General features: G+C 45.5%; 31 protein-coding genes and 1 pseudogene. 17 read left to right on the forward strand and 15 right to left on the reverse strand.

Going from position 1 to position 26,086, the window contains the following annotated elements; translation table 11 throughout:
* Window positions 1-28: 28 nt before the first annotated feature.
* Complete coding sequence (locus tag ACWJJ4_RS01775) at window positions 29-1,006, reverse strand: YeiH family protein (protein WP_198863928.1); 978 nt, start codon at window positions 1,004-1,006, stop codon at window positions 29-31.
* A 115-nt stretch (window positions 1,007-1,121) separates the two neighbouring features.
* Between ACWJJ4_RS01775 and ACWJJ4_RS01780 the strand changes: the two genes are divergently transcribed.
* Both ACWJJ4_RS01780 and ACWJJ4_RS01785 read left to right on the forward strand, forming a co-directional pair.
* On the forward strand, window positions 1,122-2,021 hold the full coding sequence (locus tag ACWJJ4_RS01780) for a LysR family transcriptional regulator (RefSeq protein WP_007407666.1): 900 nt from the start codon (window positions 1,122-1,124) through the stop codon (window positions 2,019-2,021).
* A gap of 46 nt (window positions 2,022-2,067) precedes the next feature.
* Window positions 2,068-2,931: a lipoate--protein ligase family protein gene (locus ACWJJ4_RS01785; RefSeq protein ID WP_025853620.1), complete on the forward strand. Its 864-nt coding sequence runs from the start codon at window positions 2,068-2,070 to the stop codon at window positions 2,929-2,931.
* Here the strand turns inward: ACWJJ4_RS01785 and ACWJJ4_RS01790 are convergent.
* From ACWJJ4_RS01790 to ACWJJ4_RS01805, 4 genes and pseudogenes are all read right to left on the reverse strand, one after another.
* Window positions 2,912-3,199: pseudogene (locus ACWJJ4_RS01790) on the reverse strand (ATP-binding cassette domain-containing protein); the annotation flags it as partial. The gene ACWJJ4_RS01785 and the pseudogene ACWJJ4_RS01790 sit on opposite strands and share 20 nt — an antisense overlap.
* 97 nt (window positions 3,200-3,296) lie before the next feature.
* Complete coding sequence (locus tag ACWJJ4_RS01795) at window positions 3,297-3,851, reverse strand: HAAS signaling domain-containing protein (protein WP_012118697.1); 555 nt, start codon at window positions 3,849-3,851, stop codon at window positions 3,297-3,299.
* On the reverse strand, window positions 3,852-4,127 hold the full coding sequence (locus ACWJJ4_RS01800; RefSeq protein WP_016937583.1) for a PadR family transcriptional regulator: 276 nt from the start codon (window positions 4,125-4,127) through the stop codon (window positions 3,852-3,854).
* Between the two features lie 302 nt (window positions 4,128-4,429).
* A complete protein-coding gene (locus ACWJJ4_RS01805) occupies window positions 4,430-5,206 on the reverse strand; it encodes an RsfA family transcriptional regulator (protein WP_025649388.1) in 777 nt (258 codons plus the stop codon).
* A gap of 204 nt (window positions 5,207-5,410) precedes the next feature.
* On the opposite strand from ACWJJ4_RS01805, the gene ACWJJ4_RS01810 reads away from it, so the two are divergent.
* The 3 genes from ACWJJ4_RS01810 (at window position 5,411) to ACWJJ4_RS01820 (ending at window position 7,637) form a co-directional block, all read left to right on the forward strand.
* Window positions 5,411-5,635: a DUF1450 domain-containing protein gene (locus tag ACWJJ4_RS01810; protein WP_003151034.1), complete on the forward strand. Its 225-nt coding sequence runs from the start codon at window positions 5,411-5,413 to the stop codon at window positions 5,633-5,635.
* 160 nt (window positions 5,636-5,795) lie between these two features.
* Window positions 5,796-7,097: an HD domain-containing protein gene (locus ACWJJ4_RS01815; protein WP_003151035.1), complete on the forward strand. Its 1,302-nt coding sequence runs from the start codon at window positions 5,796-5,798 to the stop codon at window positions 7,095-7,097.
* 39 nt (window positions 7,098-7,136) lie between these two features.
* Entirely contained in the window at window positions 7,137-7,637 is a 501-nt protein-coding gene (locus ACWJJ4_RS01820) for a YwgA family protein (RefSeq protein WP_007407653.1), read from the forward strand.
* A gap of 64 nt (window positions 7,638-7,701) precedes the next feature.
* Here ACWJJ4_RS01820 and ACWJJ4_RS01825 read toward each other — a convergent pair whose 3' ends face one another.
* Complete coding sequence (locus ACWJJ4_RS01825; protein ID WP_032862558.1) at window positions 7,702-9,081, reverse strand: amino acid permease; 1,380 nt, start codon at window positions 9,079-9,081, stop codon at window positions 7,702-7,704.
* A 390-nt stretch (window positions 9,082-9,471) separates the two neighbouring features.
* Between ACWJJ4_RS01825 and ACWJJ4_RS01830 the strand changes: the two genes are divergently transcribed.
* Window positions 9,472-9,891 carry a MarR family transcriptional regulator gene (locus ACWJJ4_RS01830; protein ID WP_003151040.1) on the forward strand — a complete coding sequence of 140 codons (420 nt, stop codon included), beginning with the start codon at window positions 9,472-9,474 and terminating at the stop codon, window positions 9,889-9,891.
* Window positions 9,892-9,928: 37 nt separating this feature from the next.
* Here the strand turns inward: ACWJJ4_RS01830 and ACWJJ4_RS01835 are convergent, their stop codons facing one another.
* Complete coding sequence (locus ACWJJ4_RS01835; protein WP_003151042.1) at window positions 9,929-10,117, reverse strand: 2-hydroxymuconate tautomerase; 189 nt, start codon at window positions 10,115-10,117, stop codon at window positions 9,929-9,931.
* A gap of 105 nt (window positions 10,118-10,222) precedes the next feature.
* On the opposite strand from ACWJJ4_RS01835, the gene ACWJJ4_RS01840 reads away from it, so the two are divergent.
* From ACWJJ4_RS01840 to ACWJJ4_RS01850, 3 genes are all read left to right on the forward strand, one after another.
* Window positions 10,223-10,882 carry a site-2 protease family protein gene (locus ACWJJ4_RS01840; protein ID WP_071182045.1) on the forward strand — a complete coding sequence of 220 codons (660 nt, stop codon included), beginning with the start codon at window positions 10,223-10,225 and terminating at the stop codon, window positions 10,880-10,882.
* Window positions 10,883-10,894: 12 nt separating this feature from the next.
* Window positions 10,895-11,413 carry a YwhD family protein gene (locus ACWJJ4_RS01845; RefSeq protein ID WP_015387555.1) on the forward strand — a complete coding sequence of 173 codons (519 nt, stop codon included), beginning with the start codon at window positions 10,895-10,897 and terminating at the stop codon, window positions 11,411-11,413.
* Window positions 11,414-11,556: 143 nt separating this feature from the next.
* A complete protein-coding gene (locus ACWJJ4_RS01850; protein WP_166705902.1) occupies window positions 11,557-11,988 on the forward strand; it encodes a hypothetical protein in 432 nt (143 codons plus the stop codon).
* Window positions 11,989-12,012: 24 nt separating this feature from the next.
* Here ACWJJ4_RS01850 and ACWJJ4_RS01855 read toward each other — a convergent pair whose 3' ends face one another.
* Complete coding sequence (locus tag ACWJJ4_RS01855; protein ID WP_252206636.1) at window positions 12,013-14,085, reverse strand: transglycosylase domain-containing protein; 2,073 nt, start codon at window positions 14,083-14,085, stop codon at window positions 12,013-12,015.
* 199 nt (window positions 14,086-14,284) lie between these two features.
* Between ACWJJ4_RS01855 and speE the strand changes: the two genes are divergently transcribed.
* From speE to ACWJJ4_RS01870, 3 genes are all read left to right on the forward strand, one after another.
* Window positions 14,285-15,115 carry a spermidine synthase gene (gene speE, locus ACWJJ4_RS01860; RefSeq protein WP_003151052.1) on the forward strand — a complete coding sequence of 277 codons (831 nt, stop codon included), beginning with the start codon at window positions 14,285-14,287 and terminating at the stop codon, window positions 15,113-15,115.
* A 59-nt stretch (window positions 15,116-15,174) separates the two neighbouring features.
* A complete protein-coding gene (gene speB, locus ACWJJ4_RS01865) occupies window positions 15,175-16,047 on the forward strand; it encodes an agmatinase (RefSeq protein WP_003151054.1) in 873 nt (290 codons plus the stop codon).
* Window positions 16,048-16,214: 167 nt separating this feature from the next.
* On the forward strand, window positions 16,215-16,433 hold the full coding sequence (locus ACWJJ4_RS01870) for a helix-turn-helix transcriptional regulator (protein WP_071182043.1): 219 nt from the start codon (window positions 16,215-16,217) through the stop codon (window positions 16,431-16,433).
* Between the two features lie 590 nt (window positions 16,434-17,023).
* Here ACWJJ4_RS01870 and ACWJJ4_RS01875 read toward each other — a convergent pair.
* The 6 genes from ACWJJ4_RS01875 to ACWJJ4_RS01900 form a co-directional block, all read right to left on the reverse strand.
* Entirely contained in the window at window positions 17,024-17,536 is a 513-nt protein-coding gene (locus ACWJJ4_RS01875) for a stage II sporulation protein M (RefSeq protein WP_032859656.1), read from the reverse strand.
* Between the two features lie 43 nt (window positions 17,537-17,579).
* Window positions 17,580-17,861, reverse strand: a complete 282-nt coding sequence (locus tag ACWJJ4_RS01880) for a hypothetical protein (RefSeq protein WP_014306021.1) — start codon at window positions 17,859-17,861, stop codon at window positions 17,580-17,582.
* A 408-nt stretch (window positions 17,862-18,269) separates the two neighbouring features.
* Window positions 18,270-18,473 (reverse strand): hypothetical protein, encoded by a 204-nt coding sequence (locus ACWJJ4_RS01885; RefSeq protein ID WP_069473623.1) that lies wholly within the window; start codon window positions 18,471-18,473, stop codon window positions 18,270-18,272.
* 13 nt (window positions 18,474-18,486) lie between these two features.
* A complete protein-coding gene (locus ACWJJ4_RS01890) occupies window positions 18,487-18,690 on the reverse strand; it encodes a helix-turn-helix transcriptional regulator (RefSeq protein WP_454021386.1) in 204 nt (67 codons plus the stop codon).
* A 198-nt stretch (window positions 18,691-18,888) separates the two neighbouring features.
* Complete coding sequence (locus ACWJJ4_RS01895) at window positions 18,889-19,008, reverse strand: PhrC/PhrF family phosphatase-inhibitory pheromone (RefSeq protein ID WP_069473622.1); 120 nt, start codon at window positions 19,006-19,008, stop codon at window positions 18,889-18,891.
* On the reverse strand, window positions 18,992-20,137 hold the full coding sequence (locus tag ACWJJ4_RS01900) for a response regulator aspartate phosphatase (RefSeq protein ID WP_077722992.1): 1,146 nt from the start codon (window positions 20,135-20,137) through the stop codon (window positions 18,992-18,994). Before ACWJJ4_RS01900 ends, ACWJJ4_RS01895 begins: the two co-directional genes overlap by 17 nt.
* A 291-nt stretch (window positions 20,138-20,428) precedes the next feature.
* Here ACWJJ4_RS01900 and ACWJJ4_RS01905 point away from each other — a divergent pair, with 291 nt between their 5' ends.
* The 4 genes from ACWJJ4_RS01905 (at window position 20,429) to ACWJJ4_RS01920 (ending at window position 24,664) form a co-directional block, all read left to right on the forward strand.
* Complete coding sequence (locus ACWJJ4_RS01905) at window positions 20,429-20,857, forward strand: DUF1934 domain-containing protein (RefSeq protein WP_003151069.1); 429 nt, start codon at window positions 20,429-20,431, stop codon at window positions 20,855-20,857.
* Complete coding sequence (gene argS / locus ACWJJ4_RS01910; RefSeq protein WP_043020956.1) at window positions 20,854-22,524, forward strand: arginine--tRNA ligase; 1,671 nt, start codon at window positions 20,854-20,856, stop codon at window positions 22,522-22,524. The genes ACWJJ4_RS01905 and argS overlap by 4 nt, the downstream gene beginning before the upstream one ends.
* A 135-nt stretch (window positions 22,525-22,659) precedes the next feature.
* A complete protein-coding gene (gene narK / locus ACWJJ4_RS01915) occupies window positions 22,660-23,850 on the forward strand; it encodes a nitrate transporter NarK (RefSeq protein WP_003151073.1) in 1,191 nt (396 codons plus the stop codon).
* A 97-nt stretch (window positions 23,851-23,947) separates the two neighbouring features.
* Window positions 23,948-24,664, forward strand: coding sequence for a Crp/Fnr family transcriptional regulator (locus ACWJJ4_RS01920; RefSeq protein ID WP_014306017.1), 717 nt, complete (start codon window positions 23,948-23,950; stop codon window positions 24,662-24,664).
* 30 nt (window positions 24,665-24,694) lie between these two features.
* Here ACWJJ4_RS01920 and ACWJJ4_RS01925 read toward each other — a convergent pair whose 3' ends face one another.
* Window positions 24,695-25,414, reverse strand: coding sequence for a YwiC-like family protein (locus ACWJJ4_RS01925; RefSeq protein WP_017418714.1), 720 nt, complete (start codon window positions 25,412-25,414; stop codon window positions 24,695-24,697).
* Between the two features lie 142 nt (window positions 25,415-25,556).
* On the opposite strand from ACWJJ4_RS01925, the gene ACWJJ4_RS01930 reads away from it, so the two are divergent.
* Window positions 25,557-26,033 carry a cyclic nucleotide-binding domain-containing protein gene (locus tag ACWJJ4_RS01930; protein WP_007407629.1) on the forward strand — a complete coding sequence of 159 codons (477 nt, stop codon included), beginning with the start codon at window positions 25,557-25,559 and terminating at the stop codon, window positions 26,031-26,033.
* The last annotated feature ends 53 nt before the right edge of the window (window positions 26,034-26,086 follow it).

The following is a 26,086-nucleotide window of genomic DNA, read 5'->3' on the forward strand; positions in this document are numbered from 1 at the left end:
AGCCGGCCTTTACGAGGTCCGGCTTTTTTTATAGAAAGAACGTCACTGCGGCCCAGCCGAACAGGGACAAACAGAGAGAACCGATCAAGCCTGCTGCGAGCGCCCGCCAGCCGCTATGACGAAACGCCGATATATGGACTTTCAAACCGAGACCCGCCATCGCCATGCCGATTAAAACATAAGACACTTGAACAAGAAACGCGGAAAACGAAGCTGAAATAACGCCTGATGTATGGATGGCGCTCATTCCGAGAAATCCGAAGATAAACCAAGGGATGGGGAGCGAAGCGGCAGAAGCCGTCTTTGACTTTCCGCTGCGGCGCGTCCGCATTCCGAGCATGAATGCGGCCGGGACGAGCAGCGCGACCCGGGTCAGTTTGACGATCACCGCCATCTCGACTGCTGCTTTTCCTCCGGCGCTGCCGGCAGCCGCCGCATGCGCCACTTCGTGAAGCGTTGCCCCGCAAAAGGCTCCGTAAGCCGCAGGAGAGAAGCCCAATCCATGATAAGCAAGAGAATATACAACAGTAAAAACGGTTCCTAATAACGAAACGGCGGCCGCGCTGATGGCGGCTGCATTTTCATTTGATCTGATCTGCGGCGCGATCGCGGCAATGGCAGCCGCTCCGCAGATCGCTGTGCCGCAGGCTGTCAGCGTGCTGAGTGTCTGATCTATACGGAACAGCCGGGACAGTCCGTATACAACGGCACCCGCAAACATCATACAGCAGACGGCAATTGCAAATACGTGCCAGCCCGCATGATAGATATCCGCCAGATTCAGTCTCATGCCAAGCAGGATGATGCCTGCTTTCAGCAAGTATTTGCTTGAGAACGCGATCCCCGGCTCTAATGCCTCCCGCTGTCCGAATACGGCGCGCCAGAGCATGCCGATCAGCATGGCAAGGACAAGCATTCCGAGCATATGCAAAAACGGCAGGCGGCTGACATAGAAAGCCGCAAACGCAATTCCTGCGGTAACTGAAATACCCTTTATCATCTTCATCTCAGTCACTTCCCATTATCTTGATAACTCCACTTTACTGCGGTCTTAATCATTAGTAAAATATATTTATATGATCTAAACGATTAGGAAAAATAATGATTAGGGGCGATGCTTTCTGTATTATGGGGAACTGAAAACATTCATTGCCGTCGTGGAAGAAAAAAACTTTACAAAGGCGGCGCAGAAGCTGATGATTTCTCAGCCAAGCGTCAGCCTTCACATTAAAAACCTGGAGAAAGAATTTCAAACTGCCTTGCTGAACCGCTCTCCGAAGCACTTTACGACGACGCCGACGGGGGACATTCTCTATCAGCGCGCCAAGCAGATGGTCTTTTTGTACGAACAGGCGAAATCCGAAATTTACGCCCACCATCATTATGTCAAAGGGAAGCTCAAAATCGCCGCGAGCTTTACCATCGGCGAATATATTCTGCCGCCGCTTCTCGCAAAGCTTCATAACGAGTATCCCGAACTGAACCTGGATGTCATGATCGGAAACACGGAGGAGGTCAGCGAAGCGGTTCGGATGCTTCAAGCCGATATCGGATTAATTGAAGGGCATACGGGGAAAAACGAGCTCGACATTCAGCCGTTTATGGAGGATGAATTGTGCATTGCCGCACCGAACGGACACCCGCTCGCCGGCAGAAAAAACATCCCGGCTGCCGAATTGCAAAATCAAGCGTGGGTGACAAGGGAGAAGGGTTCGGGAACGAGGGAATATTTAGACCACGTCCTTCAATCAAACGGACTGCGGCCGAAATCCATGATGACGATCAGCAGCAACCAGGGCGTCAAGGAAGCCGTGATCAGCGGAATGGGTCTTTCCGTTCTGTCAAAAAGCGTGCTGCAAAAGGATCTGCTTCACGGCAGCATTTCCGTGCTTGAGATAAAAGGATTCTCCTTAAAACGGAAACTGTCTATCATCCAATCTTCCATTATGGAGAACACAAAAAACAAAGAAATCTTCATCGCTCTTTTGAAAAGCCAATTTCAATCATCTCAAGCGGAGTGATATAATAAATGCATGGAAAGCCTATGACGAAAGGGATTTAATATAGATGGGAAAGCAACCGATTGATTTACTGATGCAGCCGAGCTGGAGAATCATTGACCAATCCAGCCTCGGCCCTTATTTTGATGCGAAGCAGTCATTCGCAATGGATGATACGCTGTGCGCCTCCGTAGGCAAAGGGGAATCGCCTGCGACGGCACGCTCTTGGGTGCACCACCGGACGATCGTGCTCGGCATTCAGGACACACGCCTGCCGTTTTTAGAGGACGGCGTGAAATTGCTGGAGGACGAAGGCTACCGTGTCATTGTCCGCAATTCAGGAGGCCTAGCGGTCGTTCTCGATGAAGGCGTATTGAATATCTCGCTTATTTTTGAAGATGAGAAAAAAGGCATCGACATTGACAGAGGCTACGAGGCGATGACAGAGCTGGTGCGGCGGATGCTGCGTCCGCACAATGCCGAAATTGAAGCATATGAAATTAAAGGATCGTACTGTCCGGGCAGCTATGATCTCAGCATCGGCGGCCGAAAATTCGCGGGAATCTCACAAAGACGCCTGCGGGGCGGAACCGCGGTTCAGATTTACCTCTGCGCCGATAAAAGCGGAAGCGAACGCGCCGATCTGATCAGACGTTTCTATCAAGCCGCTTTAAAAGACAAAAGCAACGATACAAAAGGCGTATATCCCGATATCCGGCCCGAAACGATGGCTTCATTAAGCGAATTGCTGCAAACGGACATTACCGTGCAGGACTTAATGCTGGCGCTTTTGACTGAACTGAAGGAACTCAGCGGACGCCTGTATGCAGCCGGATTATCGCCGGAAGAGGAAATGGTATTTGAAAAAAATCTGACCCGAATGCTGGAACGGAATGAGAAGGTGTTCGGCACGCAGGAAAGCTTGGACTGAGTCCGGGCTTTTTTGCTTCAATGATAACCCCGATATGTCTCATAAAATATTCAAAGTCGCTGTCCGGTCTGCCTCTGAATGAAATGGCTCCTTCTGTTTTTTTAATAAGCTGTACGATCATTCTGAAAATAGTGGTTTTACCTGAGCCGTTCGGCCCTAAAAGGCCGAAAATCTCACCTTTTCTCACATCGAAAGAAATTGACTGTACAATAGGGGTATGATTGATGGTTTTAGAGACATCTTTTAATATCAGGGCTGGTTCACTCATGCTACTGGCACACCTTCCTTATGATTTAGGGTAAAAGCCGTCAAAACCGAAGAACATGCTTCCGATCAGGCCGGCAGCGATTAAAATGAAAGCAATGCTATACCACATTTTTCGATTCAATGGTTTCCCTCCTTACAACGCTGACATTCCATTTGAAATAGCGCAAAAAGATGCGGAATATCAGTTTCGAAAGATCAAATCCGGCCATAAACACCGCCATACCCGCTCCGAGGACCATACATCCGTTAAAAATGGCTGTTACAATCGGCACTTTTACGAGGAGAAAGAATGATCCGGTCATCAGCATCAGGCCGATTGCCATCAAACTTAACACCGCAACAGAGGCAAAAAGAAACGGTGTCAGCATAAACATGAAGTTGAACATGCCCATACCCAGCATCAGGCCGAACGCTTTGAAAAAGGAGCGCCATGTTTTCTGCTCCTCGGCATCACTGATGAAAATATCCGCTTTTAAGGCGCGCGCAAGTGTTTTGGGGTTTCCTAAATTGCCGGCGATTTGTTCATCGCTTTTTCCTTCAGCGCCGCCCATTTGGAATATTTCGCCGATATCGGCGAGTATCTCTTTTTGTTCAAGTTCCGGCAGATCTTTTATTTCCCGCCGGAGATGTTTTAAATATTGGTCTTTACACATTCATTTTCCCTCCTTAATGATGCTGTTCACTTTTTCGGACAGGTCAAGCCATTCCGATTTTAATGTGTGATGATAAAAGGCGCCTTCTTCTGTTACTTTGTAATATTTGCGTGACGGGCCTTGATCTGAAGCTGCTGTATACGTTTTTAAATAGTTATTTTTCGTAAGTCTTCGTAATATGGGGTAGATGGTGCCCTCCGATACAGGGAACGTTTCACTTATGATCTTGATTAATTCATAACCATATAAATCTTCATAAAGAAGCAGGGACAACACACAAAGTTCCAATGCTCCTTTTCGTAATTGGCTATTCACTTTACTATCATTCCCATCATATCTAATAATTGTATTATATATACAGTGTATTGCACAGTAGCTGATCGATCAATAGTTCTAAAGAATTATTATGGGGTGATTTATTGAAATTTTAGGCCTGCTTAAGGGCGGGGACCGAGATGCGCAGCCCTTGCGGGAAGAAGGCCTCCTGAACAATGTTTACATTAATATAGATCAGGATGCGCGTCATTGACAAATGGCAAAAACCCCTTTTTCCATGACAAGGAAAGGGGTTTTTTGCGTTATTCGGCCATTTTTTCTAAATTGCCGTTCCGGTCCATTTTAAAGGACGGAGAAGAGGCATGCTCGTCGTCTTCAAATAAAACTAGTTTTCTGGCTCTGTTCATAATTTTCACCAAGGTTTCGTAGTCTTCCTGAATGGTCTTTTGATCTTTTTCAAGCTTTTCGACGGCCGCTTCCAGCTGCTCGGTTTTAGACTGAAGTTCTTGATTTTCCCGTTTTAAACGGTCATTTTCCATCTGCAAGGCGGAAGTTTGCTTTCCGCTGCCTTCATAGCTCTGCAGAAATTGAATGACGTCTGCCATTGTGAGCTCCGCCTTTTGGCTCGGCTGCTGAGGCGCCAGCAAATGTGATAAACTAGCTAACTCTTCCTTGAAGCTTTCATCGACATAAGGCATGTGTTCGCCGGACATGACGGCTTGCCGGTCCTCTTTTGGCGCTTCCGTTTGAACCGTCTCTTCGGCTGCGGTTTCTTGAATGATGTCCGCATCCGGTGCAGGCGGCTGGTATAATAGTTTCTTCTTGGCCGGCTGGCCGTTTCCGAGCGCGCGCATCCGCTGTTTCCGCTGTTTTTTTGCAAGCTGAAGCGCTTTTTCATATTGATGGCGCACGACGGCATTCCATCTGAATCCGCACGCTGCCGACGTTCTGTTTAATTTATCGCCTACCTCTTCAAAGGCGTTCAGCTGCGTGCTCCCTTCCCGGACGTGCCGGAGCACGGTTTCCGCAAGCAGCAGGTCATTTTCCTCCGACCAGGCGTCCTGTCTTTGCTTTGTCAATGTTCTCAACCCCCAATAATCTTGATGGTATTAGAATGTCCAGATTGGAAAATATTTATACAAATTGGCTGAAAGAATGAGAGATAAGCAGAGCCTTGCAGGATAAGATGAATCCTTGTACAATAAAACGTGATGTGATTTTTTTCGTTTTTAAAATTAAGATTTAACATAGAGGAACACATTGAATGAAGGGAAGCGTACATCATGGCTAATGAATTCCGAGTGTGTGATGATTGCCAGGCCACCAATATTAAGACTTTGCTGCCGCGTTTGAAAGAAGCTGACCCGGATGCAAAAGTGGAGGTCGGATGTCAGTCATATTGCGGGCCCGGACGCAAAAAATCGTTTGCTTTCGTAAACAACCGCCCGCTGTCGGCGCCGACTGAGGACGAGCTGATTGAGAAAGTGAAAAAGAAGATCAAAAAGTAAATGTGCATTTTTACGACAGCCTCGCCCGATGGGTCAGGCTTTTTTGCTTCAAAAAATCAATGGTTGAAAACTGGAACAAAACGCCGGACAAATTCAAGGATGTTTTCAAATTACAGAGCCGATATAATAGAATCACGGCTAAAAAAAAGAGGGAATGACGATGGCGTATCCAAACGGAAAATTATCAGAAGAAAAAGTGTTTAAAGATCCCGTTCACCGCTATGTTCATGTGCGGGACAAGCTGATCTGGGATTTGATCGGCACCCGTGAATTTCAGCGGCTGCGCCGGATCAAACAGCTCGGTACGACGTATTTGACGTTTCACGGCGCGGAACACAGCCGTTTTAACCATTCTCTCGGCGTCTATGAGATTGTCAGACGAATGGTTGATGATGTTTTTAAAGGGCGTCCTGAATGGGATGACAATGAACGCGAACTCTGTCTCAGCGCCGCGCTTTTGCACGATTTGGGACATGGGCCGTTTTCGCATTCCTTTGAAAAGGTTTTTCATCTGGATCATGAAGACTATACGAGGGAAATCATTCTCGGCGACACCGAGGTGAATCAGGTTCTCAGAAAGGCGGGACCGGGATTTCCGCAGGATGTTGCCGAAGTCATTGCCAAAACATACAAAAACAAACAGGTGGTCAGCCTGATTTCGAGCCAGATTGACGCCGACAGGATGGATTACCTTCAGCGGGACGCATACTATACGGGCGTCAGCTACGGACATTTTGATATGGAACGGATTTTAAGGGTCATGCGTCCGCGAGAGGACCAGATCGTCATTAAGCAAAGCGGCATGCACGCCGTCGAAGACTATATTATGAGCCGCTATCAAATGTACTGGCAGGTGTATTTTCATCCCGTGACGAGAAGCGCAGAAGTCATTTTGACGAAAATTCTCCACCGCGCGAAGCAGCTCCATGAAGAAGGGTATATATTCACTCATGCTCCCGTTCATTTTTATTCCATTTTTGAAGGGAAGCTGACGCTTGCGGATTACCTGAAGCTTGATGAAGCCATCATTTTATATTATTTCCAGGCTTGGGAGGAAGAAGAGGACCCGATTCTGTCCGACTTGTGCCGCCGCTTCATTAACCGCCAGCTGTTTCAATACGCCGAATTTAACCCCAATGAGGAAATGTCGGCTTATTTTGAACTGACCGCTCTCTTTAAAGAGGCGGGAATTGATCCCAATTACTATTTAGTGGTCGATTCTTCATCGGATCTGCCGTATGATTTTTACCGGCCGGGTGAAGAGGAGGAGCGTCTGCCGATTCATCTGTTAACACAGAACGGCCAGATCAAAGAGCTGTCCAGGCAGTCCGCCATTGTCGAATCCATTTCGGGCAAACGCCGGACGGACCATAAGCTCTATTATCCGATGGACCTCATTTGCGACGATTCAGAAAACCCTGAAGCAAAATTAAAAATCCGGCAGCTGCTGGGACTGACATAGAAGGATTTTGGTAAAGAAGGAAAAGGAGATGTCGGGAATTTGTTGAAAGAACATGCAAAACTGATGAAGGTGTTCTCGGATTCTGGAGAAATCATCGGGCGGAAAAAGCTGCAGAAAATCATTTATATCGCGAAGAAAATGCAGTATCCTTTCTACGAAAAATATGATTTTCATTTTTACGGCCCGTATTCCGAAGAACTGACGCTTCGAATTGAAGAGCTGTGCAATCTTGGGTTTCTGGATGAGGTGAAGGAAAAAAAGGGCGGCTACTTTCAATACCGGTACTCGCTGACGGAGACGGGAGCCGAGTTTTTACATCATGCGGAGCTTACGATGCCGGATATGAAGAAGTACATCGACAGCGTCAACAGCCGCTCATCCCGGTTTCTGGAGCTGGTGTCTACGATTTTGTATTTTGACGGCCTTGAAGCTGAGGAAAAGAAAGAGAAAGTGTTTACGATAAAAAGCAAACAGAAATATACGGATGAAGAATATGATGAGGCGCTTCACTACATAGAAGAGCTGAAACACATTTGTTAAAGGCGATGGCTTTCGTCTTTTTTTATGAAAAAACCAGGCCGCGATGAAGCGGGCCTGGTTTTGTTTATTGTCTCAATTTGCTGTGCTTGTACGAATATAAAAAGTAAACGATGACGCCGATGATCAGCCAGACGGCAAAATAAAGCCACGTTTTCAGCGGCAGATTGACCATTAAAAACAAACAGCAGATAATGGCCAAAATCGGCAGTACGGGTACAAAAGGCACTTTAAATCCCCGTGGAAGATCTTTATGGGTGCGGCGCAGAATCAGCACGGACAGACTGACCATGGCAAATGTCAATAGCGCGCCGATGTTTGAGAGATCTGACAGCTCTTTCAGATCAACAAAACCCGCGATGCATGCGCTGATCAGTCCGATCAGCCACGTATTAAAGATCGGCGCTCCCGATTTCTTTCCGACAATGGTAAAGACTTTCGGCAGCATTCCGTCTCTTGCCATCGCAAAAGATATACGGGTCGCCGCATAGGTATGGGCGAGAACGACGGCCATCAGTCCGATCACCGCACCGGCAGCGATAATGCCCGCCACCGCGTTTTGTCCGACAGTCTGCAGCACATAAGACATGGCTTCCGGCACATTAAGCTGTGAATACGGAACCATACCCGTCATGACGAGACAGACGATGACGTATACCAATGTACAGATCACCAGTGAACCGATAATACCGATCGGCAGGTTGCGCTGCGGTTTTTTGACTTCTTCAGCCGAAGCCGAAATCGCGTCAAACCCGAGAAACGCAAAAAAGACGGCAGAAGCCCCCGTAATGACGCCTTTGATTCCAAAAGGCATAAAAGGATGCCAATTGCCCGGCTTTACAAAAAAGCTTCCTGTGATGATAAACAGCAAAACAATTCCGATTTTTACGAGAACCATTATATTATTAAAGGTTTTGCTCTCTTTAGAGCCGCGTGACAGAACGACGGCAATTAATAGAGTAATGATGATGGCAGGAAGGTTGACGATGCCCCCCTGGCTCGGCACGTGCAGCAGACTGTCCGGCAAAGGCGTGCCGATTTCGGCTAACAGATTATTAAAATAACTTGACCAGCCGCTTGCCACCGCCGACGCCGTCACCATATAAACGGATAAGAGCGTCCAGCCCATTAAATGGCCGACAATTTCTCCCATGGTGGTATAAGAGTAAATATAGGCGCTTCCGTAAACCGGGAGAACAGAAGCGATTTCGGCGTAACATAATGCTGCAAGGCTGCAGACAACGGCTGCAATGATAAAAGAAAAGATTACGGAAGGCCCGGCGTTTTTCGCGGCCGTAATGCCTGTAAGAACCATGACGCCCGTCCCGATGACGGCGCCGATGCCCAGTAATGTTAAATCAAATCCACCCATTGTTTTGGCAGTCTGCCTGTTTCTGCTTTGTTCAAGCAGCTGGGTGATGTCTTTTTTTTGTAGGATATTCCGCAACACGCATCCCTCCATCCAAAAGCAAAAGCCAAGAGGGACTCTTTGGCTTTTACCCGTGTCACATCTTCTGTGTAATCGACAATCCTGTGTTCTGTTTCCCCGTCTGTTCCGTTTCTTTTCTTTTCCAATCATATTGTCTGCCGCATCCGATCAGATTATCCTTTCCGTCAAACGCAGTCACCCTTAATGATTTTACCTGAATCGTGTCTATAAAACCAGCATTGCATAAAAGGATATGGTAAAAAAGAGGGAGACAAAAGCCTGTGCAGGGCAGGATAAAAGTTGCGGGCATTCCGGCCGGAATTTTGACTTTCTCCGTAAGGTATCAGTAAAATGTAATAAAAAACAAACAAATGATGATGGATGCATCTTGAAATGGGGAGTTTCTGCATGAAGCACGATAACTTGCAAGCAAATGTACTGGATTACGCGCTCACGAAATATTTAAAGAGCACGAAAAAGCTTGATGAGGCGACAATTCCGAAGAGTATAAACAATATCAGAGGATTTATTCTGAGGATTATTTACCGGCACGGCACGTGCACGATTAAAGATATATTGCAGGAGGTCACATTATCGCCTTCCGCCACGACAACCGCTCTCAATCATTTAGAAAAAGAAGGATTCGTGGAAAGGTCGAGAAACAACGAAGACCGCCGCACGGTATGGATGACGCTTTCCGAATCGGGAAAAATGGCGGCCATGCAAATGATTGAAAACCGGCAGCTGCTCATTGACGAACTGTTCGAAGCATTGACAGAGGAAGAAAAGAAAATCTTTTTCAGCCTGGTTGAAAAGGTTGTGAAATAAGCCGGCCTGACATAGCAGCGCCGGCCATTATCAAGGATTACTCCGTATCGCTGATCCGTTTGCCGGCGACGGCGTAATGATCCTTTCTCATTTCTTCAATCATGACAATGATCTTTTCTTCGGCAGCGCCTGTCGTTTCTTTTACGGCTTCGGTCACTTTTTCAACCAGATTCCGTTTTTGTTCATCTGTGCGGCCTTCAAGCATTTTAACGGTTACGAGCGGCATGGTGCTGATCCTCCTTTATCGTTTCCTCTCTTTGGAAGAGAGATCACTTATAGTATACTGAATGAAGGACAATCTTGCATTTTTTAAAAAAGGGGATTTTGACATTTGGACAGATTTTTATATTATCCGCTGGAGCTTATGCCCTATGTCGTGATTACGCTGATCGTGGCATTTACGATGCATGAACTGGCGCACGCGTATGTCGCGTATCGGTTCGGAGACGATACCGCGGCGAGACAGGGCAGATTAACGCTCAATCCGATTAAACATCTTGATGTTTTCGGAACGATTCTAATTTTGGTCGCGGGTTTCGGCTGGGCCCGTCCGGTGCCGGTGAACCGCCGCGCCTTTAAAAGACCGCGGCTGGCGGGAGTGCTGGTTTCCGTCGCCGGGCCCGTAAGCAACCTGCTTCTTGCCTTTATCGGTTTCTTTTTGCTAGTGTTGATGCATGCTTACGGAATGGAGCTGCTTTCTGCATTCAGCATGGGGCTTGACCGCTTTTTCTCTATTTGGATTCAGCTGAATCTCGCGCTGTGTTTATTCAACCTGCTGCCGCTTCCTCCGCTTGACGGCTACCGGATTATTGAGGATCTCGTGCCGCCGCGGGTGCGCGCCAAAATGACTCAGTTTGAGAGCTACGGGATTATCGTGTTTCTCGTGCTGTTTGTGACACCGGTCGGCTCCTATGTCGTGTGGCCGCTGTTAAGCGAGGGGAGAGACTGGATTCTTAAGGCATTTGCCATTATATTTCAACCGCTTTTGTAGGAGGGTATTTTCATGGAAGAAAAAAAGAAGAAAACAATCGGATTTAATATTATTAAAAGTGATCCGACCGACGGACATGGCGGTTTTGGCGCCGGGTCGCTGAGCCTTGATAATATTTCTCCGGTATTTGTTGATGTGGAAGAGAAGGAAGCTTTCGTTGACATCGGCGCAATGCATGCCCGCAGTGTCGTTGAAAAAGGCATCAAATTCCTGCCGAACAAAGATGAAGTGCCGAACGGAAAACCGTACTGGCTCGTGTGGGTCACCATCGACAGAAAAGAAGAAGGCCCTTATTACGCGGGTGTGACGGCTTGTGAAATGACCGTGGACAGAAGTATCCGCAGAGGCTATAAGTCATTGCCGGAGCATGTGAATTTAATGGATAAATCAATGAAGCGCCGCATTATCGTGGACAAAATGGACGCCAGCTCAAAGCAGGTGCTTGCTGAATTTCTGCAGAAGCATGACCAAGGGCTCTGGGAACGTTCATCCGATGAATTGAAAACGGGTCTGCTTCCGGGCGAAAAATAATTTGTGAACTTTTTATGAACTTTATAAATATTTGCACTATTTCGCAATTGTACTGAGTAAACTGTTGATACAGAATCAGGACATGGAAAGTCCCGAGCCGAACCAAGACTCGGGGTTTTTCATGTTTACGCGGAGGATTCATCATGTTCACCGTCTTTGACATCGGGCCTTGGGTCATTGAAGCAGATACGGCGGAAACGAGAAAACAATATGAAAAATCATGGCCTGATCCCTGCGATTGCGGGAGCTGCCGGAACTTTTCCGAGGCGGTGAATCTCCTTCCCGCCGAGAAAACAAGATTGTTTACGCAGTTTGGGATTCGTCCGGCTGTCTGTCACGACTTGGGGGAGCATGGAAAGGAAAACGGCCTGCATCATTATGCGGGCAGCTATCCGATTGTCGGCATGCTTAGGGAAGGCTGGCCGAAGTTTCATATTGAGAGAGCGGGAGATACCCGCTTTTCGTTTTCTTTGCCTAGTGCAACATTTTTTATACCGAAGGGTTTTCCTGACCCTATTATCCATCTCGACTTTTCACTCTTGCTCCCGTGGGTGCTTGAGGAAGACTCGGATTAAAGCCCGGCGCGCAATGCACCGGGCTCAGTCTTTTTTGCCGAGCCACTTATCCCACCACTTTTTGCGCGGAGCTTCTTTACGGGCGGGGACGTGTTCCTTTTCTTTTTTAGACGGTTCCGGTCCGTAGCACACATCCGCGGGCTCAGTGCCTGCGATGAAATACGTATAATGCTTTGCGGCGCATCCGGGTCCCGAAGTGTAGCCGGAAGCGGGATCGATATAGACGCCCGTGACGCCCTTCGGCGGTTTAAGCGCTATTTCCGGTTCTCCTTCGAGCGCCTTCTCCATAAAGTCCGCCCAAATCGTCTTCGCATAGCTTTTTTCTTCTACTGAATCAATCGTGCTGCTTTTGTCATAGCCTGTCCACACACCGGCGGCAAGAGCGGGATTAAAGCCGATCATCCAGCTGTCTGCGCTGGTCGTGCCTGATTTACCGCCATAGGTTCGGGTCAGCCGGTCAGAAATGGTGCGTCCCGTGACGGAAGTATAGCCGTTTAAATCCTGATCAAACATGCCCGTCATCATGCTCGCCGTCACAAAAGCGGCTTTTTTATCAAGCGTCTGCTGATGTCCGCGCGGCTGTTCATACAAGATGTTGCCGGCGGTATCCGTCACTTTTGTGATAAAGGAAGGGGAGATTTGTTTTCCCCCGTTTGCGAGCATCGCATAGGCATTAACCATCTCAATCGGGCGCACGGGTTCAGTTCCGAGCGCCAGAGACGGAAGGGGCTTTAAATGTTCGCTGATGCCGAATTCCTTTGCCGCCGACACGAGCTTATTCATGCCGAGAAAGAGATGGGTCTTCACGGCATAGATGTTGTCTGATAACGCAAGCGCCTGAAGCAGCGTAATCGGTTTATTGGCGTAGTAGCCGTTGTAATTGCTTGGAGAATAGGTATCTCCGTTTTCGTCAATCTGGAACTCAGTGGCTTCGCTTTTCATCAGCGTGACCGGTGTAAAGCCGCTTTGAATCGCTTTGTAATACAAAAGCGGCTTGATCGTGGAAGCCGGCTGCCGTTTCGCCTGTGTCGCCCGGTCAAACGGGCTTTTTTCGTAGTCACGTCCGCCGAGAAGCGCAAGCACGCGCCCTGTTGCCGGATCAATCGCGGAAAAGCCGACCTGAATGTCAGAGCCGGTACGGATCGTATGTGCCACAGTGTTTTCCGCAATCCGCTGCATGCGCTTATCAAGCGTTGTATAAACACGCAATCCGCTCGTTGCGAGCTGTTCGCGCGTCATGCCGAGCTTTTTCTCGAGTTCTTTCATCGCATCATCGTAAAAATAAGGAGCCGTTTTCGCCGCGGTTCTGCTTTTCAGCGGCTGATAGGCAAGCGGCGTTTTCTTAATCCTTTCCGCCTTTTCTTTTGAGATCATTTTTTGTCCGGCCATCAGACGGAGAATGGTTTCCTGGCGCTGTTTGGCCTTCTTTTCACTGACATATGGCGAATAGCCGGACGGGCCTTTCGGTATGCCCGCCAGAAGCACGGCTTCCGCATCGTTCAGATCTTTGGCGTGTTTGCCGAAATACAGGCGGGAGGCGGCTTCAATTCCGTATGCGCCGTGGCCGTAATATATCGTATTTACATAACCTTCTAAAATCTCGTTTTTAGAATAGTTCTGTTCAAGGCGGATCGTGTAAAATGCTTCGTTCCATTTTCGTTTCCATGTTTTATCATGCTCAAGGTAGAGATTTCTCGCGTATTGCTGGGTGATGGTGCTGGCGCCCTGAACCTTGGCCATTGCCTTTATGTCAGCCAGCGCGGCGGCGGCCATCCGCCGGTAATCAAAACCGTGGTGATTGTAAAAGTTTTGATCCTCCACCGCAATCGCGGCCTGCACCGCTGTCGGATTGATATCTTTTAACCGGACCCAGTAGCGCTTTTCCCCGAAATCGGTCTCACCTAGCTTTGAGCCGTCATTTGCATAAAGAATCGTAGACTGAGGAACCCGGACGGAGGGGGCGCCCTGCCATTTCGCTGCAAGAAGAACGGATGTGAAGCAGACGCCGGCCAGCATTCCGCCGATCAGTGTCAGAAAGATGCAGGCGCGGATGGTTTTGAACGTGATTCTGAGCTGTTTTCCAGATACTTTATCCACTTTTGGGAACCCCCTTTTTCATGATTCTATTATTATGTGAAAAAAGGGGGTTTTTTAAACATATCAAACCGGACACTTCTTTACTTTTTCCCCTCCATCCTCTATACTTTTTCCTTAGGTGAAAATGAGATTTTAACCGGAATAAAAGCGATACAGACGCTTACAATAAATGAAATAAGCCTTGAAAGGGAGATGACAATTGAGCGAGCTTTGGTATACGGAGAAGCAGACGAAGAATTTCGGCATTACATTAAAGGTGAAACAAACATTACATACGGAACAGACGGAATTTCAGCATCTGGAAATGGTGGAGACAGAAGAATTCGGCAACATGCTGTTCTTAGACGGAATGGTCATGACTTCTGAAAAAGACGAATTCGTCTATCATGAAATGGTTGCGCACGTCCCGTTATTTACGCACCCGAATCCGGAAAACGTTCTCGTTGTCGGCGGCGGAGACGGCGGTGTCATCAGAGAGATTCTGAAGCACCCAAGCGTAAAAAAAGCGACGCTTGTCGACATTGACGGCAAGGTTATTGAATACTCTAAAAAATTCCTTCCGTCCATTGCGGGCAAGCTTGATGATCCGCGCGTCGACGTGAGAGTCGATGACGGTTTCATGCACATCGCGAAATCAGAAAATGAGTATGACGTCATCATGGTTGATTCAACAGAACCGGTCGGACCGGCCGTCAATTTGTTCTCAAAAGGCTTCTATGCCGGAATTTCCAAGGCGTTAAAAGAAGACGGCATCTTCGTCGCGCAGACGGACAACCCGTGGTTTACACCGGAACTGATTACAAACGTACAGCGTGACGTGAAAGAAATCTTCCCGATCACCCGTCTGTATACGGCTAATATCCCGACGTACCCGAGCGGCCTGTGGACATTTACGATCGGTTCTAAAAAGTACGATCCCCTTGAAGTGGAGGACAGCCGTTTCTTTGACATCGACACGAAATATTACACGAAAGAGCTTCACAAAGCGGCATTTGTTCTTCCGAAATTTGTGAGCGACTTAATCAAATAAAAACGTACGGCGCAGGAGCGAATCTTGCGCTTTTTTACAGGAAAGCGAGGGTATTATTGATGAGATTTGATGAAGCTTATTCAGGAAAAGTATTTATCGCGAGCCGCCCCGACTGGAAAGAGGCGGACGCCATCCTTTACGGCATGCCGATGGATTGGACGGTCAGCTACCGTCCGGGTTCACGGTTCGGCCCGGGGAGAATCCGCGAGGTGTCTATCGGTCTTGAAGAATACAGCCCGTACCTCGACCGTGACTTGGCTGATTTGAATTTCTTTGACGCCGGCGACATTCCGCTTCCGTTCGGCAATCCGCAAAGAAGCCTTGATATGATTGAAGAATACGTGGACGGCATCTTAGAAAAAGGCAAGTTCCCGCTCGGCATGGGAGGGGAGCACCTTGTATCATGGCCTGTCATAAAAGCCATGTATAAGAAGTTTCCGGACCTTGCCATCATTCATTTTGACGCGCACACCGACCTGCGCACGGATTATGAAGGCGAACCGCTTTCCCACTCTACTCCGATCCGCAAAGCGGCCGAGCTCATCGGGCCGCAAAACGTATTTTCATTCGGCATCCGCTCCGGAATGAAGGAAGAATTTGAATGGGCGAAAGAAAACGGCATGCACATTTCTAAGTTTGAAGTGCTTGAGCCGCTGAAAAAAGTGCTGCCGCAGCTTGCGGGACGCCCTGTTTATGTCACGATCGATATCGACGTTCTTGACCCCGCTCATGCGCCGGGAACGGGCACGGTTGACGCGGGAGGCATCACGTCTAAAGAATTGCTCGCGTCCATCCATGAAATCGCGCGCTCAGAAGTCAGCGTAAAAGGCGCCGACCTCGTAGAAGTGGCACCGGTCTATGACCACTCAGAACAAACCGCAAACACGGCAAGCAAGATGATCCGTGAAATGCTGCTTGGGTTTGTGAAATAGAAAGAATTTCCCCCGCTTGAAACATGGCGGGGGATTTTTATATTGTATATAAACTACTTAGAAGTTAGTAAAAGCTATATTATTTTACTATTAATAATTGATGTTATTGATAAAAATTATATAATAGGGTATTATTTAGTAAATACATCTTTAGAAAGGAAGTTAGAATGAAAACAGCAATAGAAAATGAATTGGAATTAAAAAAGATTGAAATTTCAGTAATTAAACTGATAATTGCTGAAAAGCCTAATAAAGAGATCGCTAAGTCATTAAACTACTCGCAGCGTAATGTCGAATATATCATAGCCGGTCTTTGTAAAAAGTGGAATGTGAGTACTAGAGTCGGTATTGTTTCGGAAGCATATAAAAGGAATTGTATACAGTGAACGAAATGAAAGAAAAACCCCTATTGAGGGGGTTTATTTATATATGCTAAAAAAACATTCTATACAGGAATGCCGTAAAAATAAAAACTGAGATTGTCAGGTAGTTCAAATTTGTTCTCCATTTCAGAAGAATAAACAAAAGAAATAAATATGCAATATTGAACAAATCAAAGATAGAAAAAATCAAATGATTACTTGTGAAAAATAAACTAGTGTTTGGATGTTCTGCGAAAATATTTTTGAATGATATAAGAAAAAACTTAATTGCGACCGGGATGTTAGAAAACATAAATAGGGAATAAAAAGTTTTGATCTTAATTTGAGCGCCAAGAAAATTTATAATGAGAAATAATACGAATCCTTCAAAAATGACCCCGAACATTAAAAGAAACAGTGCGGCTATTGCAATGATGTAATCTAAATGTTTTACTTGCTCAACAACTTGTATAGGGATGTTTTTGGGAATTAAACTTTTCATAAAAGGTAAAAGGGAACTTAAATAAAAAGCTAACCCGATAATATAAAACAAAAACGAGGGCAAAAAATTAATGTTTCGTTCCTTAAATGAAGATAATTCAATTTGCATAATCCTAAGAGGCTCCTTTTATAAAGATAGGTGTAATAAATGTTTCTAACATAGCTGCTATCATTAAACCGAGAAATATAATACCAATATATTTAAAAGTGAATTTCAAATTTATTTTGAGGAGTAATAAATCTAAAGTTAATTTCATTCCTACAGAGGCTGCAAGAAGCAATACCGGCACTTCAATTATTCCATGGGGTATAACAAGCAGTAAAAGGTTTAAATTGTCTTTAATGTTTCCTATCGCATTTCCTAAAATTAATCCATTAATAATTAAAACAGCAACCGTGCCAAGCGACAGCGTCAACGGGCCTAAAAAAACAAGCAGACTCGCTACTTTAATATTATTAAAGAAAATCTGAAAAAAATCCGGACGGATATTTCGATTTAGATTATTTACATTTGAAGCGGAATCTGTATAAAAATATGCTGTAAATAAAGCAATTAAAAATAAGATCAGACAGAGTATGTACAATTTGACTAAAACATTCTTTTTAAACAATGTATTTTCATCCATTCGTTAAAGGGACTGCCAGGGATATTGAATTTAATGTTTTATATTATGCTGCTGCTGTACTTGCTGCAGCCAATTGTTCTAAAACGGCCAATGGTAAGCCCGCACCAAGAGATCCTAAAACAGTAATGATAGCCAGAACTGAACCCGTTGCGGTGATAGCACTGACAATCCAACTAGGAGCGATAATTCCAGCTCTGTTTAAAATATCGATAACATCCATGCTTAAATGATTATGTTTCATACTGAAAAGAGCGAGAACAATGATTCCTGATGCTACTAATGTAAAAATCGCTTTACTATTTTGTGTTTTTAAAAGTAGATTCATTTTTTCCTCCAATTTTTTCAATATCCCCAGCAAGTTAAATAATAAAATATATTGGAATCTATTTGAATTGCGGATTTCCGAAAAAATAATAGTTAAGAGGTGAAATCCGTAAAAGTATCTGCTGGCTTATTTCGTACAAAGAAAGCCGGACCATATATATGATCCGGCTTTCTTTGGTACTGAAACATTATACTTTTTTTTTCAAAAATAATATCAAAATAATCGGCTGCCCCATAGCCTGAAATAGCAGGAGCAAATATTTGAACCAGCTTTCACCCTTGTTGCGAATACTTTTCAATAATTTATTTATAGTCTTCTTTAGGTTTTCCTTTCCATCGGTTTACTTCTGCTTTTATGAACTTGTATTCGTACATTGCTGTATAATCCTCCGGAAGTGTATTGGAATCGTTACCTTGTTTTTCGATTTTGATAAACTTGAATCCATAAATAGAGCGCGCAGCCTATTAAAAGAATCGGAAATTGCCATCCTGTATTTCCGTTTTTAAAATAATCTATTAATGACCATATCAGTAAAGCGACAGTATAAAAACTAAATGCTATTCTGGCGGCTGTACCCGATTGGTGTTTTTGCATCTCATCCATTTTCTTCATAAGAACCGCTCCCTTAATTTTTTTTGGCGTTATAGTTGAATACTTTATCTATTCCCGTATTTAAAGCGTGAGCTATCGAAAAAGCCAGACTTAAAGTCGGGTCATATTTATTATTTTCAATTGCATTGATGGTTTGCCTGGTCACATTGCAGAGCTTAGCCAGATCATTTTGTGAAATATCAGCTGCTGTTCTAAGATTTTTTATATTGTTATCCACTAAAACCCTCCTTAACTTATTTTGTTTTTTATTTTAAATTTTCAAATTTATATATATTTATTTTAAATAATATATGTATAAGTGTCAAATACTTTTTACACATTTGAGTTCTAAGGTATGTTTTTTGTTTTTGTAAATTAGTTGTTTATATAAAAAACGGCTTGCAGTTTAACCTGCAAGCCTAAAAGTAATTATCATTTAAATCATTCCGCGCTGAGCAATTTCAAATTGATGTTCCGGTGCACTTGCGATGTCGGCTGAAACAAAAACAGTGCTTACTGCCAAGCAAGTAAGTGCTAATTTATACTTCAATTTCATACAACTTCACACCTCCTTGAATCTGCTGTCTTGTTTCTTCCACCTTTAAAAAATATGCAGCAGCCTTCTCGAAATTCTCTCTTTCATGATAATATTTTGCCACATCTAAGGCAAAATCTTCAAGATCAGCATACATCATTTTATCTCTGAGAAAGTCAAAACATTCCATGATTGCTTCTTCATCAGGCTCACCGACATACAAAGATTCTAAAAATTCATATTCGACTATATATAGGGAATCTTCTGCCTCCTCTGCATAAGATACCCCTTTGTCATGATATTGTCTGGCTATGGCCATATTTCCGATTTTATAATGTATTTGTGTGATTAAGAAATAGGCTTGCGGGAGAGAAGTGATAATGTTCCCATCTTCAAAAACAGCTATTGCCCGTTTTATGTAATCAATGGCTGGTTTGTAATTTCCTTGGCTGTTAAAACAAAGTCCGATATTATATAGAGTCCGGCCCATTAATTGAGGCTGCTGTTCTGCCTCTGCCATGGCATAAGCTTTTTTAAAATGCTGAATTGCTTCATCATATTGCTTTAAGTCAAGAAAGTTGGTAGCGAACAATGAATGGCACTGAAGCACCCTTATATTATATGCCTCCTGCTTATGATAAATTTTATAAGCCTGCCGGGCATAATCCATAGAAAAATAAGTCTGCTTCATATAATAGTAGGACTCTGACATCTTAAAATAAAATTCAGCTTTCTCGATACAATCTTTGACAAAATCCAGCTTATATTCAGCTTTCTTAAAAAACTGAATCGCTGAAAGATATTCACGGCATTCCAGCTCATACATCCCCCGGAAAAAATTAAAATAATAATCAAGCCGTCCGGTCAGCCGGGCCTGCTTTTTATCAATATCCGCGAGCAGATCCGATAGTCTCGGCTGTTCTTCTATCCGCTGCGATTCCAGCGGTTCGAGGTATTCGAGCATCAGATTGTGGCGGAATTCCATGAGAGAATAGTACAGGTGAAGATCCTGGTCATCTTCCAGGCCTGCAAGTTCTTCTTTGATTTCTCTCCGCAAGTACTCGGCGTCCGGGATGCTGAATCTTCGAATGTACATATACCATTCGTTGATTTTTTCTCCAATCGCTGAAGACGATAAAACACTCGCCACTATTCCGAATCCCTCCCTTCCACGTTATGTATATGACATATTTTATCATTTTCATTCGGAAGGATAGCGCAAAAATACCGCAAACTTTTCCCCTTTGACAAAGCCGTCCGCCGAAGGAACCGCATTTATCCCGCAGCCTAGGATTTCCGGTTTTTTCATTTTCCTTAAAAATCATGTTTATCTTCAAAACCAATCAGCAAAGATGGTAAGATAGGAGGAAGCGGTTGAACTTTTTCCCTTGAAAACTTATACTATTCAGGTTAAGCGGGATGATGAAAAGGAAGTGTCAGCATGAGACAGGAGACACCAGTAGCCATTCATGTGCAATCATTCATTCATAACGGCTCTGAAGAAGAGTCGGTTGAATTTACATCGAGTGGATTCTATTACGTGAGAAACGGCAAAACGTATCTTTCCTATCACGAAGAGCATGATTTGGGCAAGATTAAAACGGTCGTCAAGATCACAGAAAAAGAGATTCTCGTAATGAGATCGGGCGCCATCCAAATGAAACAGCGGTTCATTCCGGGGGCATCGACACTCACTCAATATAAACTGCCGTTCGGACAAATGGAGCTCCGTACGGAAACGAAAAACATTCAATCTGATGTCGGCGGTTCGGAAGGCTCCGTCAAACTGACATATAACATGACTGTAGGCGAAAACCAAGAACATGTACATAACATGACGATCCAATATAAGGAGGAAACAAAGGCATGAATATTGCGGAACAAATGAAGGACGTGCTGAAGGAAGAGATCAAAGCGGCCGTTCTGAAAGCGGGCCTGGCGGACGAAAGCCAGATTCCAAGCGTACTGTTAGAAACGCCGAAAGACAAAACACACGGTGATTATTCCACAAACATGGCGATGCAGCTGGCGAGAATCGCAAAAAAAGCGCCGCGCCAAATCGCTGAGGAGATCGTGGCGTCATTTGATAAAGGCAAAGCTTCCATTGAAAAGATGGATATTGCGGGACCCGGCTTTATCAACTTTTACATGAACAACAGCTACTTAACAAAACTGATTCCGTCCGTGCTTGAAGCGGGTGAACATTATGGAGAGACAAACATCGGACAAGGCGAAAAGATTCAGGTCGAATTCGTATCGGCCAACCCGACGGGAGATCTTCACTTAGGCCATGCGCGCGGCGCAGCGGTAGGTGACGCGCTGTGCAGCGTGCTTTCTAAAGCGGGCTATGATGTGAGCCGTGAATACTATATTAATGATGCGGGCAACCAGATTAACAACCTGGCGCTTTCCGTTGAAGTCCGTTATTTTGAAGCGCTCGGCCTCGAGAAACCGATGCCGGAAGACGGTTACCGCGGCGAGGATATTATCGCCATCGGGAAAAAACTTGCCGAAGATTTCGGTGACCGTTTCGTACATGAAGAGGAGAGCGAACGTCAGGCGTTTTTCCGTGAATACGGCTTAAAGTACGAGCTTGATAAACTTCGCTCCGACCTGGAAAATTTCCGCGTGCCGTTTGACGTATGGTATTCTGAAACGTCACTGTACGAAAACGGAAAAATTGATCAGGCGCTCGAGGCGCTTCGCGAAAAGGGCCATGTATACGAAGAGGACGGCGCGACATGGTTCCGCTCCACAACGTTCGGCGACGATAAAGACCGTGTGCTGATCAAAAAAGACGGCTCATACACTTATCTGCTGCCGGATATCGCATACCATAAAGACAAACTTGACCGCGGATTCGACAAGCTCATCAATGTATGGGGCGCGGATCACCACGGGTATATTCCGCGTATGAAAGCGGCGATTGAAGCGCTCGGTTACAAGAAAGGCACATTGGAAGTTGAGATCATTCAGCTCGTTCATTTATACAAAAACGGCGAAAAAATGAAGATGAGCAAACGTACGGGGAAAGCCGTAACGATGCGCGACCTGATTGAAGAGGTCGGCCTTGACGCGGTCCGTTATTTCTTCGCGATGCGCAGCGCTGATACGCACATGGATTTTGACTTGGATCTTGCCGTATCCACATCTAACGAAAACCCTGTGTATTATGCGCAATACGCACACGCACGTATTTGCAGCATGCTTCGCCAAGGGGAGGAGCAGGGACTTAAACCGGCGGCAGATCTTGATTTCAGCCATATTCAATCAGAAAAAGAATATGACCTGCTGAAAACAATCGGCGGCTTCCCTGAGGCAGTGGCAGAAGCGGCGGAAAAACGCATTCCTCACCGTGTCACAAACTATATTTATGATCTGGCTTCCGCTCTGCACAGCTTCTACAATGCGGAGAAAGTCATCGATCCGGAAAATAAAGAGAAGAGCCGCGCGCGTCTCGCTTTAATGAAGGCGACGCAAATTACGCTGAACAATGCGCTTCAGCTGATCGGCGTATCCGCTCCGGAAAAAATGTAATGATGATCAAAGGACAAAGTCTTCGGGCTTTGTTCTTTTTTTTTGCATATAAAGCGTGTGATGTAATTCACAATCCCGCACACTGAGTTTTTGTATGATAAGACTGATATTGAATCAGTGAAAGGGGCAAGCCGAATGATCAATCGTCAACATATTCAATTATCGCTGCAGTCTTTAAGCTTAGTGGCAGGGTTTATGGTGTGGGTGCTGATTTCATCGCTCATTTCTCAAATGACATCAGATATTCATTTAAGCAAAGGCGAGATTTCATTGGTGACGGCGATTCCCGTTATTCTCGGATCGCTTCTCCGTATTCCTTTAGGATATTTAACGAACAGGTATGGCGCGCGGCTGATGTTTATGATCAGCTTCATCCTGCTTTTGTTTCCCGTATTTTGGATCAGTATCGCGGATTCTTTATTTGATTTAATCACGGGCGGCTTTTTCTTAGGGATCGGCGGAGCGGTATTCTCCATCGGAGTGACGTCCCTACCGAAATATTATCCGAAAGAAAAGCACGGTGTCGTCAATGGGATTTACGGTGCCGGAAACATCGGGACCGCCGTTACTACCTTTGCGGCGCCGGTTATCGCTCAAGCCGCGGGATGGAAAGCAACCGTGCAGATGTATCTTGTTTTGCTGGCTGTTTTCGCATTACTGCACGTTTTGTTCGGCGACCGGCATGAGAAGAAAGTCAAAGTTTCCATAAAGACACAAATGAAAGCCGTTTACCGAAATCATGTGCTGTGGATGTTGAGCCTGTTTTATTTTATTACGTTCGGCGCCTTTGTCGCCTTTACCATCTATCTTCCGAATTTTTTGGTTGAGCATTTTGGGCTGAGCCCTGCGGATGCCGGTCTGCGGACGGCCGGCTTTATAGCGGTCTCTACGCTGCTCAGGCCTGTGGGAGGGTTTCTTGCAGATAAACTGAGCCCGCTCCGCATTCTGATGTTTGTTTTCGCAGGGCTTACGCTGTCAGGCGTCATGCTGTCATTCTCCCCGGCGATCGGCCTTTATGCGTTCGGATCGCTGACGGTGGCAGTCTGCTCAGGGATTGGAAACGGGACGGTATTTAAACTGGTGCCTTTCTATTTTTCGAAGCAAGCGGGGATTGCCAACGGTATTGTGTCTGCCATGGGCGGACTGGGCGGTTTTTTCCCTCCGCTGATTCTGGCAAGTGTATTTCAGGCGACAGGCCAATACGCGATCGGGTTTATGGCGCTTTCAGAGGTTGCGTTAGCCAGCTTTGTCCTTGTGATCTGGATGTATTGGCAGGAAAGAATGAAAACACATACGGAGAGAAACAGTCATAGCCTTGATTCATAATGATCCATTCACAAGATTGTTAATTTTTTCTGGGCGAGTGCAAATCAAGTCACGTTACAATATACATACGCAACGTGACTTTCTTCGAGGTGAGCTCATGAATATTCTCTCTGTCCGAAAATCTGATAAAGAACTTCTTTCCCGCGAACTGCATGAATTGCTGGAATCGATCAGTACGAAAAGGAAAATGAAAAAACACACGTATTTGTTTCAAGAAGGAATGGATGCAGAAGAGCTTTATCTGATTCAATCAGGACTCATTGAAATCGGCAAGCTGACATCTGACGGAAAAGACCTGACACTTAGAATCTGCCAAAAACACGATATTGTCGGAGAATTGACGCTATTCACAGATGAGCCGAGATATATGCTCAGTGCGAAAGTGTTAGAGGACGGGGAGGTGCTCGTCATTAATAAAAACAGGCTGGAAAAGGAATTGATCCAAAACGGTGTTTTGACGTTTGAATTTATGAAATGGATGAGCACCCATCTGCGAAAAATCCAGTCTAAGATCAGGGATCTGCTTCTTCACGGCAAAAAAGGGGCGCTCTATTCCACCCTTATCCGCTTATCAAACAGCTACGGGGTGGAACGAAGCGACGGGATTCTGATTAACATTGTGCTGACAAATCAGGATTTGGCTAAGTTTTGCGCGGCGGCAAGGGAGAGCGTCAACCGCATGCTGGGAGACCTCCGCAAACAAGGGGTTATTTCGATAGACGAAACCGGAAAAATTATTTTGCACAAGCGGGACTATTTACGATGCGAGATCGAGTGTGAAAATTGTCCGCTTGAGATCTGCAATATTGACTGAAAAAACAAGGGCAGCCGATGTCCTTGTTTTTCAGCTTGTGATACATATACACATGACGGCGAAAAAGAAGCCGGCATTTACGATTTCCAGAATGCCGATCGTTTTCACCGGCCAGTCTCTTCCATGAAAAAACCAGGCCCGCAGACTGCTTGGGATAAAAGCGAGAAACGCCCAGCCTGCCCCGAGAAGGGCCGATAAAAAGGGGAGCAAGAGGTGATATCCCCACGACCAGTAAGCAAACCTTCTGTTTTTTCTCTCCCTTATGACCGATTTCACATAAAAAGAACTCCCGACAAAAAATAAAGCGGATTGCAAGAATAGAAACCAAGCCCAGCCGTCAAGGATTCCCGTTCCCAGCCAGCAGCTCGCAAGTCCGCCCGAACAAAAGAACAGAACACCCGCAATATCATTCGTAAGCGCCCGTTCGTTTTTTCGGCGGGCATAATGCGTATGTATGAGAAACAGCGGCAATAAAAAAACGCCGATCCAGACGAGCTGCGGCTTATGAAAGACAGAAATGATCAAAAAGCAGCAGGCCGGAAAACCGTAATACCATATCCACTTTTGATAGGGCTGAAGCTGTTTCTTTTTCAAAGCGAGCGAAACGGGATAAACCGTCAAGTAAAGGAACAGCCAGCCCAGAAAGAGCGGAATATGCCAGAAAACCGGGCCTCCCTTAACCATGCCGAGTAAAAATGGAATCAGCAGCATCGCCCATGCGCCGTGCTGCTTCGGAATCATCGCTTTCATCGAAACCCTCCTTTTTATTTCATTATAAGTGCAAACACTCTCCTGATAAGTGACCTTTATCATACAAGCTGTGAAATACATCACTGCCGCGCGGGCTCAATCGGGCTACACTAAAGCTATCAATAGCACAGGAGGCTTTCCTATGAATCAGTGTGACTATTTATTATTTCTGAAACAACTTCCTATGTTTAATGAAGTGCCTCTGTCCATTGTCGAAACCTTGCTGAAAAACGGGACGTTTATCCGCGGCTCATCTGACCAATCTCCATCCTTTCTTCATTCACAATCCGTTTATATTGTATTAAAAGGCAATATCCGTTTTACGGACAGCAGGCTCCCTGAAGGGTCGCAAACCGTTGCGCTGTGGGAAAAAGGCGATGTGTTTCCGATTGATGAAAAAGGCGGGCTCTCTTTATCGCCTTTTATCTCAGTCAATGCCTCACCGGATATTCTGGTACTCCATATTCCATATTCCGTATTTAAGCAAATGATGTCTTACCATCCGCGGCTGCAAATGAACTTTTTGGCGATGCTTCAGCAAAATGTCTTCTGTTCCTATCAGTTGTTTTTGAGGTATCTGCATACATCACGGGATGAAAACGCCGAACCCGGTTCTTAAACAGAACCGGTTTTTTTGATGACGCGGGCGTCCCTATATCGTTTGAAAATCCT

This window comes from Bacillus sp. JK62, assembly GCF_053663455.1.

Bases quoted from the DNA above. Each gene is read 5' to 3' on its own strand.
- ACWJJ4_RS01815 (WP_003151035.1), top strand. From the start codon at position 5,796: ATGGCGTATCCAAACGGAAAATTATCAGAAGAAAAAGTGTTTAAAGAT.
- ACWJJ4_RS01810 (WP_003151034.1), top strand. From the start codon at position 5,411: ATGGCTAATGAATTCCGAGTGTGTGATGATTGCCAGGCCACCAATATT.
- speB (WP_003151054.1), top strand. From the start codon at position 15,175: ATGAGATTTGATGAAGCTTATTCAGGAAAAGTATTTATCGCGAGCCGC.
- ACWJJ4_RS01870 (WP_071182043.1), top strand. From the start codon at position 16,215: ATGAAAACAGCAATAGAAAATGAATTGGAATTAAAAAAGATTGAAATT.
- ACWJJ4_RS01925 (WP_017418714.1), bottom strand. From the start codon at position 25,414: ATGAAAGCGATGATTCCGAAGCAGCACGGCGCATGGGCGATGCTGCTG.
- ACWJJ4_RS01930 (WP_007407629.1), top strand. From the start codon at position 25,557: ATGAATCAGTGTGACTATTTATTATTTCTGAAACAACTTCCTATGTTT.
- ACWJJ4_RS01880 (WP_014306021.1), bottom strand. From the start codon at position 17,861: ATGAATCTACTTTTAAAAACACAAAATAGTAAAGCGATTTTTACATTA.
- ACWJJ4_RS01775 (WP_198863928.1), bottom strand. From the start codon at position 1,006: ATGAAGATGATAAAGGGTATTTCAGTTACCGCAGGAATTGCGTTTGCG.
- ACWJJ4_RS01795 (WP_012118697.1), bottom strand. From the start codon at position 3,851: ATGTGTAAAGACCAATATTTAAAACATCTCCGGCGGGAAATAAAAGAT.
- ACWJJ4_RS01885 (WP_069473623.1), bottom strand. From the start codon at position 18,473: ATGAAGAAAATGGATGAGATGCAAAAACACCAATCGGGTACAGCCGCC.
- ACWJJ4_RS01835 (WP_003151042.1), bottom strand. From the start codon at position 10,117: ATGCCGCTCGTAACCGTTAAAATGCTTGAAGGCCGCACAGATGAACAA.
- argS (WP_043020956.1), top strand. From the start codon at position 20,854: ATGAATATTGCGGAACAAATGAAGGACGTGCTGAAGGAAGAGATCAAA.
- narK (WP_003151073.1), top strand. From the start codon at position 22,660: ATGATCAATCGTCAACATATTCAATTATCGCTGCAGTCTTTAAGCTTA.
- ACWJJ4_RS01905 (WP_003151069.1), top strand. From the start codon at position 20,429: ATGAGACAGGAGACACCAGTAGCCATTCATGTGCAATCATTCATTCAT.
- ACWJJ4_RS01845 (WP_015387555.1), top strand. From the start codon at position 10,895: ATGGAAGAAAAAAAGAAGAAAACAATCGGATTTAATATTATTAAAAGT.
- ACWJJ4_RS01830 (WP_003151040.1), top strand. From the start codon at position 9,472: ATGAAGCACGATAACTTGCAAGCAAATGTACTGGATTACGCGCTCACG.
- ACWJJ4_RS01920 (WP_014306017.1), top strand. From the start codon at position 23,948: ATGAATATTCTCTCTGTCCGAAAATCTGATAAAGAACTTCTTTCCCGC.
- ACWJJ4_RS01895 (WP_069473622.1), bottom strand. From the start codon at position 19,008: ATGAAATTGAAGTATAAATTAGCACTTACTTGCTTGGCAGTAAGCACT.
- ACWJJ4_RS01850 (WP_166705902.1), top strand. From the start codon at position 11,557: ATGTTCACCGTCTTTGACATCGGGCCTTGGGTCATTGAAGCAGATACG.
- ACWJJ4_RS01785 (WP_025853620.1), top strand. From the start codon at position 2,068: ATGGGAAAGCAACCGATTGATTTACTGATGCAGCCGAGCTGGAGAATC.
- ACWJJ4_RS01875 (WP_032859656.1), bottom strand. From the start codon at position 17,536: ATGGATGAAAATACATTGTTTAAAAAGAATGTTTTAGTCAAATTGTAC.